The organism is Butyricicoccus sp. AM27-36 (assembly GCF_003480945.1).
Classification (GTDB): Bacteria; Bacillota; Clostridia; order Oscillospirales; family Butyricicoccaceae; genus Agathobaculum; species Agathobaculum butyriciproducens.
Genome location: NZ_QUJR01000004.1, coordinates 24,780 through 38,702, shown reverse-complemented (window position 1 = coordinate 38,702; position 13,923 = coordinate 24,780). Strand labels below are relative to the sequence as shown.

General features: G+C 57.9%; 12 protein-coding genes. 10 read left to right on the top strand and 2 right to left on the bottom strand.

The window, feature by feature from the left end; genetic code table 11:
* Nucleotides 1-148 precede the first annotated feature (148 nt).
* The 7 genes from DW724_RS06740 (at nucleotide 149) to DW724_RS06710 (ending at nucleotide 7,898) form a co-directional block, all read left to right on the top strand.
* Nucleotides 149-1,348: a pyridoxal phosphate-dependent aminotransferase gene (locus DW724_RS06740; protein WP_195386252.1), complete on the top strand. Its 1,200-nt coding sequence runs from the start codon at nucleotides 149-151 to the stop codon at nucleotides 1,346-1,348.
* A gap of 302 nt (nucleotides 1,349-1,650) precedes the next feature.
* Nucleotides 1,651-3,081: an adenylosuccinate lyase gene (gene purB / locus DW724_RS06735; RefSeq protein ID WP_118761034.1), complete on the top strand. Its 1,431-nt coding sequence runs from the start codon at nucleotides 1,651-1,653 to the stop codon at nucleotides 3,079-3,081.
* Nucleotides 3,082-3,410: 329 nt separating this feature from the next.
* Nucleotides 3,411-5,798 (top strand): protein translocase subunit SecD, encoded by a 2,388-nt coding sequence (gene secD / locus DW724_RS06730; RefSeq protein ID WP_118761033.1) that lies wholly within the window; start codon nucleotides 3,411-3,413, stop codon nucleotides 5,796-5,798.
* Between the two features lie 220 nt (nucleotides 5,799-6,018).
* Nucleotides 6,019-6,474 carry a transcriptional regulator NrdR gene (gene nrdR / locus DW724_RS06725; protein WP_116704615.1) on the top strand — a complete coding sequence of 152 codons (456 nt, stop codon included), beginning with the start codon at nucleotides 6,019-6,021 and terminating at the stop codon, nucleotides 6,472-6,474.
* Nucleotides 6,475-6,532: 58 nt separating this feature from the next.
* A complete protein-coding gene (locus DW724_RS06720) occupies nucleotides 6,533-7,123 on the top strand; it encodes an HD domain-containing protein (protein WP_118761032.1) in 591 nt (196 codons plus the stop codon).
* A 266-nt stretch (nucleotides 7,124-7,389) separates the two neighbouring features.
* A complete protein-coding gene (locus DW724_RS06715) occupies nucleotides 7,390-7,635 on the top strand; it encodes a hypothetical protein (protein ID WP_118285681.1) in 246 nt (81 codons plus the stop codon).
* Nucleotides 7,632-7,898, top strand: coding sequence for a phage holin (locus DW724_RS06710; RefSeq protein WP_118478442.1), 267 nt, complete (start codon nucleotides 7,632-7,634; stop codon nucleotides 7,896-7,898). Before DW724_RS06715 ends, DW724_RS06710 begins: the two co-directional genes overlap by 4 nt.
* 71 nt (nucleotides 7,899-7,969) lie before the next feature.
* Here DW724_RS06710 and hisC read toward each other — a convergent pair whose 3' ends face one another.
* Nucleotides 7,970-9,025: a histidinol-phosphate transaminase gene (gene hisC / locus DW724_RS06705; RefSeq protein ID WP_118761031.1), complete on the bottom strand. Its 1,056-nt coding sequence runs from the start codon at nucleotides 9,023-9,025 to the stop codon at nucleotides 7,970-7,972.
* 272 nt (nucleotides 9,026-9,297) lie between these two features.
* On the opposite strand from hisC, the gene DW724_RS06700 reads away from it, so the two are divergent.
* On the top strand, nucleotides 9,298-10,548 hold the full coding sequence (locus DW724_RS06700; RefSeq protein ID WP_202183516.1) for a replication-associated recombination protein A: 1,251 nt from the start codon (nucleotides 9,298-9,300) through the stop codon (nucleotides 10,546-10,548).
* Nucleotides 10,549-10,598: 50 nt separating this feature from the next.
* Here DW724_RS06700 and DW724_RS06695 read toward each other — a convergent pair whose 3' ends face one another.
* Nucleotides 10,599-11,537 (bottom strand): S1 RNA-binding domain-containing protein, encoded by a 939-nt coding sequence (locus DW724_RS06695; protein WP_118761029.1) that lies wholly within the window; start codon nucleotides 11,535-11,537, stop codon nucleotides 10,599-10,601.
* A gap of 120 nt (nucleotides 11,538-11,657) precedes the next feature.
* Between DW724_RS06695 and DW724_RS06690 the strand changes: the two genes are divergently transcribed.
* Together DW724_RS06690 and feoB are read left to right on the top strand one after the other, a co-directional pair.
* Nucleotides 11,658-11,897 carry a FeoA family protein gene (locus DW724_RS06690; RefSeq protein WP_118647765.1) on the top strand — a complete coding sequence of 80 codons (240 nt, stop codon included), beginning with the start codon at nucleotides 11,658-11,660 and terminating at the stop codon, nucleotides 11,895-11,897.
* Nucleotides 11,894-13,741 carry a ferrous iron transporter B gene (gene feoB / locus DW724_RS06685; protein ID WP_243105703.1) on the top strand — a complete coding sequence of 616 codons (1,848 nt, stop codon included), beginning with the start codon at nucleotides 11,894-11,896 and terminating at the stop codon, nucleotides 13,739-13,741. Before DW724_RS06690 ends, feoB begins: the two co-directional genes overlap by 4 nt.
* Nucleotides 13,742-13,923 lie beyond the last annotated feature (182 nt).

The following is a 13,923-nucleotide window of genomic DNA, read 5'->3' as shown; positions in this document are numbered from 1 at the left end:
AAAATTCCCCCCCTGCCCCGCCAATATCGGCGGGTTTTTTTATTGTGTCGATTTTGCAATTTATTAAGTCAGGACTTGCAAAAATAAGTTCGCAGGCATATAATAAAAACACATGATAACTGATGAGAGATATAAGGGAGTGCTGAGCATGGCATTGAAGCCGATTTCCAAGATTGCAGCAGGTGTGCAGGCGTCCACGACGCTGGCCATTGATTCGCTGTTCAAGCAGATGAAGGCAGAGGGCAAGGACGTTGTCGGCTTTGGTGCCGGTGAGCCGGATTTTCCGACGCCGGAGCACATCAAGCAGGCCGGTATCGAGGCAATTGAGAACAACCAGACCAAGTACACGCCGGCAGCCGGTCTGATGGACCTGCGCAAGGCAGCCTGCTACCGTCTGAAGGAGGACTGCGGTCTGGACTATGAGCCGACGCAGATCGTTGTGGCTTCGGGTGCAAAGCACTCGGTTTATATCGCGCTGATGACGCTGTGCAACCCGGGCGATGAGGTCGTTATCGCGGCTCCGTACTGGGTAAGCTACTCCGAGATGGTAAAGCAGGCAGGTGCAATCCCGGTCATCGTAGCCGCAACCGAGGAGGCGCACTTCAAGATCACCGCAGAGCAGCTGGATGCCGCCATTACCGACAAGACCAAGGTGTTCATGCTGAACTCTCCGTCTAACCCGACCGGCATGGTATACACCAAGGCCGAGCTGGAGGCGATCGCTGAGGTTTGCTGCCGCCATAACATCTACGTTATCGCGGATGAAATTTACTGTAACCTCGTATACGATAACAATGAGTTCGTTTCCTTCGCTTCTCTGGGCGAGGACGTGAAGGAGCGCACCATTCTGGTCAACGGCGTATCCAAGAGCTACGCGATGACCGGCTGGCGTATCGGCTACAGCGCGTCCAATCCGCAGCTGGCCAAGGTGATGGCGAACTACCTGAGCCACTCCACCTCTGCACCGTCCACCATTTCCCAGCAGGCGGCCATCACCGCACTGACCGGCCCGCAGGAGGATATGCAGGTGATGAAGCAGGCGTTCGAGCAGCGCCGCGACCATCTGGTAGAGCGCATGAACCAGATCGAGGGCGTTTCCTGCATCAAGCCGGAGGGCGCGTTCTATGTTATGATGAACATGAAGGGCTTCCTCGGCAAGACCATGTACGGCAAGGTCATCGAGAGCGCCGAGGACTTCGCGCAGCTGTTCCTTGAGAAGGGTCTGGTTGCGACCGTTCCGTGCACCGCATTTGCTGCGCCGGGCTTCATCCGCTGGAGCTATGCGACCTCGCTCACCGAGATTGACAAGGGTCTCGACCGCCTCGAAGCGTTTATCAAGAACGCGTAAGCATTCGTAATTCCGAGCAGCACTCTGAAAAGGGTGCTGCTTTTTGGTTTCTGCACCGAACCTCTGGGGCACTTGAACCGCGCAGGCGGTGCAGGAAAAAGGGGAGGACGCAAAATCTAACGGCGAAACCGCTGCAAACTTTGTTTATTGCTACAAGATAGCGCAAAACCGGTCGGTTTTGCTTGAAATGACCGGTGCAAAGTGTTAAACTAAAATCGGACTGTTATGGAAGATTAGATACCATCCAAGTCCGTTATTTCGTTATAATTTGGATAAAATACACACCGGAAAGGACGAATAACATGAACAACGTGTACGAAAGCCCGCTTTCCTCGCGCTACGCTTCCCAGGAGATGCTCTACACCTTCTCCTCGGATATGAAGTTCTCCACCTGGCGTCGGCTGTGGCTGTCGCTGGCTAAGGCGGAGCTGGCGCTCGGTCTGCCGATCACGCAGGAGCAGGTGGACGAGATGGCCGCGCACCTGACCGACATCGACTACGATGTGGCCCGTCAGCGCGAGAAGGAGGTACGCCATGACGTTATGGCGCACGTTTACACCTTCGGCAAGGCGGCTCCCAAGGCGGCCGGCATTATCCACCTCGGCGCTACCAGTGCGTATGTCGGCGACAATACCGACATCATCCAGATCCGCGAGGGTCTGCTGCTGGTTCGCAAAAAGCTGGCGACCGTACTGGACAAGCTGGCGCAGTTCGCGGATGCGCACAAGTCCCAGCCGACTCTCGGCTTCACCCACTTCCAGCCCGCACAGCTGACCACGGTCGGCAAGCGCGCTACCCTGTGGATGAACGAGCTGCTGATGGATTTGAATGAGGTAGAATACCGCATCGAAAACCTGCGCATGCTCGGCAGCAAGGGCACGACCGGCACGCAGGCGTCCTTCATGGAGCTGTTTGACGGCGACGAGAGCAAGGTTAAGGAGCTGGAGAAGCGCATTGCCGATGATTTCGGCTTTGCAGGCGTGGTTCCGGTCTCCGGCCAGACCTACTCCCGCAAGATCGACGCGCAGACGCTCGCAACGCTCGCCGGTATCGCAGAATCCGCTTCCAAGTTCGCAACCGACCTGCGTCTGCTGCAGCACCTGAAGGAAGTAGAGGAGCCGTTCGAGAAGAACCAGATCGGCTCGTCCGCCATGCCGTACAAGCGCAACCCGATGCGTTCCGAGCGTATCTGCGCACTGGCGCGCTACGTCATCTGCGACAGCCTGAACCCGGCGTTCACCTCGGCTACCCAGTGGTTCGAGCGCACGCTCGACGACTCCGCGAACAAGCGCATTTCCGTGCCGGAGGCATTCCTTGCCGTTGACGCAATCCTCAACATCATGATCAACGTCGTTTCCGGTCTGGTCGTTTATCCGAAGGTCATCGAGGCGCACGTTATGAACGAGCTGCCGTTCATGGCAACCGAGAACATCATGATGGACGCCGTAAAGCGCGGCGGCAACCGTCAGGACCTGCACGAGCGCATCCGCGAGCACTCCATGGCTGCAGGCAAGCGCATCAAGGAGGAGGGTCTGGAGAACGATATGGTTGACCGCATCGCCGGTGACCCGATGTTCGGCATGACCCGTGAGCAGATCCTCGAGCATCTCGACCCGTCCGCTTACATCGGCCGCTGTCCGTCTCAGGTAGATGAATTCCTGAACGAGTGTGTTCGTCCGGCGATCGCGCCGTACCTGACCGGTGAGGACGTAAAGGTAGAGATCAACCTTTGATTCGTTTCAGATCACAGTCTGAAACGAGATAGGATGTACCGCACACGGCGCGGATACATCTCGGGCGCATATTTGCGCGTCGCACGCGGCACATAAATATGATTACCGGTATAAAAACCGGTGCTAACCTTGCGCGGCATTAAAAAGCCGCGCTGCACAGGTACATGCCCCACGGTTTTTATGAATATCCCGCGCAGCGGGATATTCTATTGCACACGCGCCACAGGCGCGGAATTGTTATACAATATGTGCAGAATGATTGACTTTTTGGCTATTATGCTGTATACTAAATCAGTTGTGTAACAAAAAAATAAAGGAGGCACTTGCAAGTGAAAAAGAGTGTAACTTCCTTTATCGCGGTCATGCTGATCATCATTTTCCTCGGCGTGACGGCGGTAACAGGAGTGTACATTCCGGGCGGCTGGACCATGCCGTTCCGGAACACGGCAACGTCCGACACGTCTGCGACGGATACGAGCGATACCTCGTCTACCGACAGCAGCGCAGACAAGGCGGACAACAAGGCAGACAGCACGGATGCGTCTGCTGACACCTCTGCTGACTCGGCTTCGACCGATTCCGCAGACACGACAGACTCCGGTCTGAAGGCCATCATCCCGAGCGTACTCGATACCGACAACGGTATCCGTCTGGGTCTGGATCTGGTCGGCGGCTCCCGTATCGTATACGAGGCCGAAATCCCGGACGGCTACGACACCAACAACCTGTCCGACGACATGAACTCGGTACAGAAGGTCATTCGTCAGCGTCTGACCGACAAGGGCTTTACCGAGGCTACTGTATCCCTCAGCGGCGAGAACCGCGTAACGGTTGAGATCCCGCAGATCACCAACCCGGAGGAAGCGGTTCAGACCCTGGGCACCACCGCTCAGCTGACCTTCCTCGATGCCGACGGCAAGGAGTGGCTGTCCGGCTCGGACATCAAGAAGGCGTCCTACGGCTACGGCAACCCGACGAACGGCATGTCCGATCAGCACTACGTTGAAGTGCAGTTCACCAGCGAGGGCCGGAAGAAGTTCGCTGAGGCGACCGGCTCCGTTGCTGCCCGCACGGACGGCACCAACATTCTGTATATCATGATGGATAAACAGATCATCTCGTATCCGTCTGTTTCCGAGAAGATCGACAACGACAGCTGTGTTATCACCGGCAACTTCACCCGCGACAGCGCGACCGAGCTGGCAAACCTCATCAACGCAGGTCAGATCCCGTTCTCGCTCAAGCAGGTAGAGCTTCGCTCTGTCGGCCCGCAGCTCGGCGCTGACGCGATGAGCTCCAGCCTGAAGGCAGGTATGATCGGTCTGATCCTCGTTATGCTGTTCATGATCATCATGTACCGCGTTCCGGGCGTTGTTTCCTGCTTCGCTCTGTGCTTCTACATGGTTATCGAGGCGCTGCTGTTCAGCCTGATTCGCGTAAACCTGTCCCTGCCGGGCATTGCAGGTATCATCCTGTCCATCGGTATGGCGGTTGACGCAAACGTCATTATCTTCGAGCGCATCAAGGAGGAAATGGCTGCCGGCAAGACCGTCAAGAGCGCTATCGACTCCGGCTTCAAGCGTGCGTTCACCGCAATTCTGGACTCCAATATCACCACCCTGATCGCGTGCGGCGTGCTGTTCTTCCTTGGCACCGGCACGATCGTCGGCTTCGCTACCACGCTGGGCATCGGTGTTATCGTGTCCATGTTCACCGCGCTGACCATCACCCACTTCCTGCTCAACCGCATGGTTGATTTCCACATCCGCAACCCGAAGGCTTACGGCCTGCGTGAGCGCAAGGAAGAGAAGAAGCATTTCCCGATCCTCAAGAACTTCAAGATCTTTGGCGGTATCTCTGTCGTACTGGTCGCTACCGGCCTTGTCGCACTGATCCTGCTGCCGTTCGGCAAGAACCTGTTCAACCTGAGCATCGACTTTGCCGGCGGTACCGAGATGGAGTTCAACATGCATACCGCTGTTACGCAGGATATCCAGACCGAGGTCAGCGATCTGTTCAAGGACGCAACCGGCGTGGACGCATCCTCTGTAACCTCCTCCGGTGACGGCAACGAGGACGTGCTGATCCGCTCCACCTCGATCGATTCCGAGCAGCGTGCTGCCGTGATCGACAAGATGCTGGAGAAGTACAGCCTTGCCGATACCGATATCCTCAACAACAACGACGTATCCGCTTCTGTCGGCAGCGACCTGCAGCGTTCGGCATTCCTCTGCTCGATCCTTGCAATCCTGCTGATGCTGGTGTACATCACCTTCCGCTTCGAGCTGACCAGTGGTCTGGCTGCGATCTGCTGCCTGGTTCACGACCTGCTCGTTATGCTGAGCGTTTACGTTCTGCTGCAGATTCCGCTCGACAGCAACTTCATCGCTGCTGCACTGACCATCCTCGGCTACTCCATCAACGCGTCCATCATCGTATTCGACCGCGTTCGTGAGAACCTGCGCACCGCGCGCAAGGAGCCGTTTGAGGTCATCGGCGAGAAGAGCATCTGGCAGACCATGGGCCGTACCATCAACACCACCCTTACCACGCTGTTCACCATCGGCATGGTATACATCCTCGGTGTTCCGTCGCTCAAGCAGTTCACCCTGCCGCTGATCGTCGGTATCCTGGCCGGCGGCTGGTCGTCCGTTATGCTGTCTACCGGTCTGTGGGGCTTCTTCCGTAAGAAGTTCCGCCGCCGTCGCAAGATCTAACGACTATCGAAAAGGCACCCGTTCGGGTGCCTTTTTTGCGTTTGTTTATCGGCGCAGGGTGACCGGTGCAGAGAAAGAAGCCGCTCGGATAGGGCAGTGCAGGAAAAGGTGCCGCTTTATCACAATAAAAAATTGACTTAACAGCACTCCGCGTAGTATAATAACAGCAGGCAGCTAACAAACCACGCGCGTGAAGCGGTGTTCACAAGGGGGAAGTACGATGAAGTGCCCATTTTGCAGCTTTGAAGACAGCAAGGTCGTGGACTCCCGTCCGACGGACGAGGGTACCAGCATCCGCCGCCGGCGTGAATGTCTCCACTGCGGAAAACGCTTTACCACCTACGAGACGGTGGAGCGCATGCCGCTTATGCTGATCAAGCGCGATGGCACCCGGCAGGCGTACGACCGCCAGAAGCTGCTCAACGGTCTGGTGAAGGCGTGCGAGAAACGCCCGGTTTCGCTGATGCAGCTGGAACAGATCGTCGATCACGTCGAGCAGAAGCTGTTCGGCTCGCTCGAAAGCGAGGTCTCCAGCAAGGTCATCGGTGAGCTTGTCATGGAGCAGCTGCGTAAGGTTGATGAGGTCGCGTATGTGCGGTTTGCCTCGGTCTACCGCCAGTTTAAGGACATCAACACCTTTATGGAAGAGCTGAATACGCTCCTCAAAGATAAATAATTCGGCGGGTATGGCGCAGGCTGTACCCGTTTTTTCATATCGAAAGGAAGATGGATTTATGGACGAACGGCTGCAGAAACAGCTGAATTTCATTCTCGAGATCGACAAGGAGAAGAACATTTTCCGGCAGACGCATCTCTCCGGCCACGGCCGCCGCGAGAACGACGCCGAGCACGCATGGCACATGGCTATCATGGCGTACCTGCTGCAGGAATATTCCAACGAGCCGGTGGATGTGGCGCGCGTCATGCTCATGTGCCTGCTGCACGATGTGGTGGAGATTGACGCAGGCGACACCTACGCCTACGACACCGACGGTCTGAAGACGCAGAAGGCGCGCGAGGACGCGGCAAAGCAGCGCATTTATTCGCTCCTGCCGGACGACCAGAAACGCGGGCTGATGGCTGTTTTTGACGAATTTGAGGCCGACGAGACCGCCGAGGCGCACTTTGCCCACGCGATGGACAATCTGCAGCCGCTTCTGCTCAACAACAGCAACGGCGGCAGCGACTGGGCTGACCACGATGTGACCGCCAAGCAGGTCTACGGCCGCCAGAGCCGCACGGAGAAAGGCTCGGCGTACCTGTATGAGCTGACGGACAAAATCCTGCAGGCGAACATCAAAAAGGGTGCGCTCAAAGAAAAGTAAGAAAAAAGGCAATACCGCATAATTGAACAAGAGCGATTTACGAGTAAATTTTGCGCACTGACTAGGCGCGGTTTTGCGGTAATACTTTGTGTATTGCCGTGAAAGCACAACGACGTCAGGGCACAAAATTTCCGTAAAGCGCCGCAGCTTTAATTGTGCGGTGTTGCCTAAAGAAAAATTTCGACCGAGTTGACCATTCGTGGTCAATTTTCCCCTCTGAACGGCGTATGGGTGCAGGCACTTATGCGAAGCAAGGAGGTGAAAACGTGTCAGCTGAGATCATCATTGCGGGACTGAGTCTGCTGGGGACGCTGGCGGGCACGGCCGGCGGCATTATCGTCTCCGGCAAGCTGGTCAATTACCGCATCGAACAGCTTGAAAAGAAGGTCGAAAAGCACAATAACCTCATCACCCGAACCTTCAGGCTGGAGCAGCAGGTCGCGCTGCTGGACGAGCGTGTCCGCGTGGCTAACCACCGCATCAGTGATTTGGAAAAGGAGGAAGTCGAGTGAACTGGAAGGTGCGGTTTAGGAATCCGGTGTTCTGGGTGCAGATCGTCGTGAGCGCGTTCGCCGCGGTGCTGGCGTATGCCGGTCTGACCGCCGCTGACCTCACCACCTGGGAGAGCGTCGGCGCGCTGCTCTGCAATGCGGTGCGCAATCCGTATTGCCTGTTCCTTGTGCTGTCGAGCGTGTGGAACGCCGTCAACGACCCGACAACTAAGGGTGTCGCGGACAGCGAACGGGCAAGGCAGTATACCATTCCGCAGAAGTAAACAGAAAAAATCCCTCTCATAGAGCAATGTCAGCTTAACTTACTGACATTGCTCGTTTGAGAGGGTTTTTCTTACAGAATCTCTTTCAGCGCGGCGATAAGCTTATCCATCTGCTCATCCGTGCCGACGGTGATACGCAGGTAATTATCAATGCGCGGCAGCTTGAAATAGCGGATAAAGATACCCTTTTCGCGCAGGGCGGCGAAGATATCCGGCGCTTTCTTGTTCGGATGGGTGACAAACAGGAAGTTTGTCAGCGACGGCAGCACGGTAAAGCCGAGCGCCCGCAGCGCCTCCGCCGAGCGGTCACGGGTGGTGCTGACCTTGCGGCAGGTCTGCTGGAAATAATCCTCGTCACGGATGGATGCCTCACCAACGGCAAGTGCGATGGCGTCCATCGTGTACGAGTTGTACGAGTTTTTAACCGCCTCGAGCGTGGAAATCAGCGTCTCCGAGCCGAGCGCGTAGCCGATGCGCATGCCCGCGAGCGAGCGTGACTTGCTGGTGGTCTGCACGATGAGCAGGTTTTCGTACTTGTCGAGCAGCGGAACAGCGCTCTGCGCGCCGAAGTCCACATACGCCTCGTCGATGATGACAACGCAGTCCTGATTGTGCTGCAGCAGATCCTCGAGGAACCCGAGCGTTACGCCGCGGCCGGTCGGCGCGTTCGGGTTCGGCAGGACGATACCGCCGTTCGGCTTGTCGTAATCACGCACATTGACGCAGAAATCCTCGTCAAGCGGCATGTTTTCGTACGGAATGCGGAACAGATCGCACCAGACCGGATAGAACGAGTAGGTGATGTCCGGATAGAGGATCGGCTTGTCCGAGCAGAAGAACGACTGGAACGCCAGCGCAAGCACATCGTCCGAGCCGTTGCCGAGGAATACCTGCGACGGCTGCAGGTCAAACCGCTCTGCGATAGCGGTTTTGAGTGCTTTTGCGTTCGCATCCGGGTAAATCGCGAGTTTTGCGGCGTCAAACGTGCGCAGAACCTCGGTCACGCCCGGAGCAGGCGGGTACGGGTTCTCGTTGGCGTTCAGCTTGATGATATTGTCGGTTTTCGGCTGCTCGCCCGGCACATACGGGTCGATCTTGCGCAGCTTATCGAGAAAAGGCTTGTCCATGGGGAGACCTCCTGTGGTCGTTTTCTTTGATGGGGATAGTTTATCATAATAAAGCGATAAAGTCAAGAGGGTTTGTCGATAACGAAAATTTATGATATAATTCATAACATATGAACGATAATCGTAGGGCGCGACGACTCGGCGCGCCGCATTGAACGGTATGCAGATGGTTTACAACGGCGTGCCGAGGTCGTCCTCCAGAGGACCATCTCTTGCCCTGCAGGGCAATTCACCTTGTCACGCCCTACGAAAAAAATGGTTAAGGTGAAATTATGTACCAACCTTTAGCAGACAAAATCCGTCCGAAGACATTGGACGATGTGGTCGGGCAGCGGCATTTACTGGGCGAAAACGGCCTTTTGCGCCGCGTCATTGAAAGCGGCAGCATCCCGAACCTGATATTTTACGGGCCGTCCGGCGTGGGCAAGACCACGGTCGCGTCCATCATCGCGCAGCAGACCGACCGCAAGCTGTACCACTTAAACGCCACCACAGCGGGCATTGCCGACATCAAGGCGATCATTGACGAGCTGGACACCTTTCTTGCGCCGAACGGTGCGCTTGTGTACCTCGATGAGATCCAGTATTTCAACAAAAAGCAGCAGCAGAGCCTGCTGGAGTTCATCGAAACCGGCAAGATCACGCTGATTGCGTCCACGACGGAAAACCCGTATTTTTACATCTACAACGCGATTTTAAGCCGCTGCACGGTATTCGAGTTCAAGCCGGTCGAGGCTGCCGATATGCGCCGGGCAGTGGAACGTGCGTTGAAACTTGCGATGGGCGAGGACGCAAAGCCGGTCGAGGACGGCGTGGCGGATTACATCGCGCAGGCGGTCGGCGGCGACGTGCGCAAGGCACTCGGCGCGGTCGAGCTGCTCGTCTCCGGTGCGGGGGAGGACGGCATTACGCTCGCGGACGCGCAGCAGGCGGCGCAGCGCTCGAATATGCGCTACGACCGCGACGGCGACAGCCACTATGACATCCTCTCGGCGCTGCAGAAGTCCGTGCGCGGCTCCGACCCGGACGCGGCGCTGCATTATCTCGCGCGGCTGCTCGAGGCAGGCGATATGATCTCCGCGGCGCGGCGCATGCTTGTCATTGCAAGCGAGGATATCGGTTTGGCGTACCCGCAGTGCGCCGCCATCGTCAAGGCGTGCGTGGACAGCGCGTTCCAGCTGGGATTGCCCGAGGCGCGGATTCCGCTCGCGGAAGCGATCATTTTGATGGCAACTGCGCCCAAATCCAACAGTGCCATCAATGGCATTGATGCCGCCATTGCCGATATTCGGGCGGGCAGGGCAGGCGATATTCCGGCGCACCTCAAGGATACGCATTACGGCGGCGCAAAGAAATTAGGCCGCGGGTTGACGTATCAGTATCCGCATATGTACCCCAACCATTGGGTGCAGCAGGAGTATCTGCCTGAGGAGCTACGCGGCGCACAATACTACGAATACGGCCCGAATAAGACCGAACAGGCCGCGAAAGTGTACTGGGATAGAGTGAAAAATCAGAAATAATTGAAAATGGAGAATGAACGTGACGGTTTCATTCTCCATTTTTTTGCTGTTCACTCGAAAACGGTTTTAACCGGCTTTTTATCGCACCCAACCGGCGTATAGGTCCATTCATCAATGTGTCCTTCGGTGATGAAATACCGTGGCGGTGTCGGTGCGTCATACGGCGAGAGAACGTCGATGATGGTCAGCTTTACCTTCATCCGCTGCGGCAGGATGGACTTGATGTACACGGATACCGCCATGCCGGGCCGCAGGTCCGCGCGCGGCTCCGCAAGGCCGGACAGGTTGGGCGTAAGCTCGATGAACACGCCGTACGGCTCGATGGAGCGGACAACGCCGCGCACGGTCTCACCGACGGAGAACAGCGCCGCGTTCTGCGCCCAGGTGCCGAGCAGCTCGCGGTGGGTGAGTGAGATTCGCCGGTTTTCCGGCTCCACGGTGCGGACAGCCGCCAGAATGGACTGCCCGACGGTCAATCGGTCGCTCGGGTGGCAGATGCGCGACACGGACAGATTTTCGATGCCGATGAGCGACGGCACGCCGCAGCCTGCGTCCACGAATGCGCCGAACGGCTCCAGATGTGTCACACGCGCCGGAATCACGTCACCCGGACGGAGGGAATCGAGCAGCCGGTCCTGCGCCTTCTGCTGGACGATGGTGCGCGACAGCCACGCTGTGGGCGGGTCTGTGCTCTCGTCGATATCGGTGACGACGAAGCAGGTGGGCTTGCCTACACGCGACAGGATGGCAATCTCGCGCGTGTCGCCCTCCGCCACGCCGAGCGCGCAGGACACGCGCGGCAGGATGCCCTGCGCGATGCCGAGGTCGAACAGCAGGTCGTGCGCAGCGGTGCACCGCTGTGCGACAGCTTCCAAAATGCGTCCCTCGTCCTGCGCCTGCCGCAGCGCGCCGAGTGTCGAAAATGCCTGCCGGACCGCAGGCTGTACCATGTAGCTGCCCTCGGGCAGATAGGATTCGCTTGTTTTCATATGCAGCCGAGCCTCCTTTGGGGTCTGCCTTACTATATGTGCAGGCAGGGAAGAGTAGCACCAAATTTCGCAAAAGTGCATAGTCTGTAAGCAGAAATTATGGATAAGGGGCTGATTGGAATGGCAGATTCGGCAAATATTTCGCTGTCGGCGCTGCGGGACGGACAGCGGGCGCGGGTTGCGGCGCTGCATCTCAGCGGCGGCATGCGGCGGCGCGTGCAGGATTTAGGGTTAGTGCCGGGCACGCGCGTAACCTGTGTGCGGCGTGCGCTCTCGGGCGACCCAATCGCGTACCGGATACGCGGCGCGGTGGTTGCCCTGCGTAAATGCGATGCCGCTCAAATCGAGGTGCAGCCATGAGGCGCACCGTGGCGCTGGCGGGCAATCCGAACGTCGGCAAATCGACCGTGTTCAACGCCCTGACCGGCAGCCGTCAGCACACTGGCAACTGGAGCGGAAAAACAGTCGCGTGCGCCGAGCGCAGGCTGCGCGGCGGCGGTCTGACGCTGACCGACCTGCCGGGTACTTACTCGCTGCGGGCGCACTCGGAGGAGGAGCGTGCCGCGCGGGAATTTCTGGTTTCGGGTCAGGCGTGCGCGGTGGTGCTCGTGGCGGACGCGGGCTGTCTGGAGCGCAGCCTCATCCTTGCTTTGCAGGTACTGGAGGTACAGAAAAACGCCATTCTGTGTCTGAATCTCATGGATGAAGCCGCGAAAAAGGGCATTGAGATTGATGTTGCCGCGCTCGAGCGGGAGCTTGGCATACCGGTGATACCGTGCGCCGCACGGCAGGGAAAGGGTCTGCACGAGCTTGAAGCCGCGATACGCCGAGCGGCGGCAGGCGAAAATGAAACGCACCCGACCGCCATCCGCTATCCGGCGATGGACGAGGATTTGACGGAGGAGCAGAGGGACGATATTGCAACCGCAGCGGCGGCACTCCGCGCGGAGGAGATCGCACTGACGTGCGTCAAGCAGCCGGAATGCGCCTGCGCGCGGGATGACCGAGCGGACGATGTGATCCTCAGCCGGAGGTTTGGCGTGCCGCTCATGCTTTTGCTGCTCGCAGGCGTGTTTTACATCACTCTATTCGGCGCAAACGTGCCGAGCGAGTGGCTGAGCACGCATCTTCTGGCACTCGGCACGCCGTTTGCGGGTGCGCTTGCGAAGCTGGGACTGCCGCCGTTTTTCGTCTCGATGCTGACCGACGGACTGTGGCGCGTGCTGGCAACCGTAGTCTCTGTCATGCTGCCGCCGATGGCGATCTTCTTCCCGCTGTTCACGCTGCTCGAGGACGCAGGCTACCTGCCGCGCGTGGCATTTCAGCTTGACCACGCCTTCCAGTGCGCGAGAGCAAGCGGCAAGCAAAGCCTGACCATGTGCATGGGCTTCGGGTGCAACGCCTGCGGCGTGACGGGCTGCCGCATCATCGACTCGCCGCGGGAGCGGCTGATTGCCATCCTCACCAACAGCTTTGCGCCGTGCAACGGACGGTTTCCGCTGCTCATTTTTCTGTGCTCGGTGTTCTTTGCGGGCAGCGCGGCAGGCGGCGCGCTGCTGCTGACCGGCGTCATCGCGGCAAGCGTTGGCTTGACGCTGCTCGTGTCGCGCATTCTCTCGGCAACGGTTTTGCGCGGAGAGGCGGTGTCGTTTGCGCTCGAGCTGCCGCCGTACCGCATGCCGCAGATCGGGCGCGTTATCGTGCGCAGCGTGCGCGACCGGACGCTGTTCGTCCTTGCGAGAGCCGCCGCCGTGGCGGCTCCGGCGGGCGTGCTCATCTGGCTGCTCGCCAATGTGCAGATAGGGAATACAGCTATCCTGTCGCACATCACGGCATTTTTAGACCCGGCAGCGCGGGTGTTCGGGATAGACGGCGTGATACTGCTTGCGTTTATCCTCGGCTTTCCGGCGAACGAGCTGGTCATGCCGCTCATCGTGATGGGCTACCTCTCGTCCGGCACGATTGCCTCCGGCGTGGACTTTGCCTCCTTCCGCGCGCTGCTGCTGGCAAACGGCTGGACGGTGCAGACCGCGCTCTGCACACTGGTGCTCACCGTGGCGCACGCGCCGTGCTCGACAACCTGCCTTACCATCCTGCAGGAGACGCGCAGCGCAAAGTGGACACTGGCGGCGGTGCTGATTCCTGCGGGAGTCGGGCTTGCCTTTTGCATATTGATACACTGCATGCTTGCTTCGGCAGGCTGAAAAGCAGGAAAAAAGTGCGTTTTTTTTTTTTTTTTAGGGTAAAATGTGTGAAATGTTAAAAAATCTGCATTTTCAAAACAAAATAGCTTGCATAAACCTGTAAAGAATGTTATCATACTAATGGATTATTTTAGCGTTATCCCTGCCGGTTTTCTGCCCTGCAGACCTCGGCTTTTATGCAT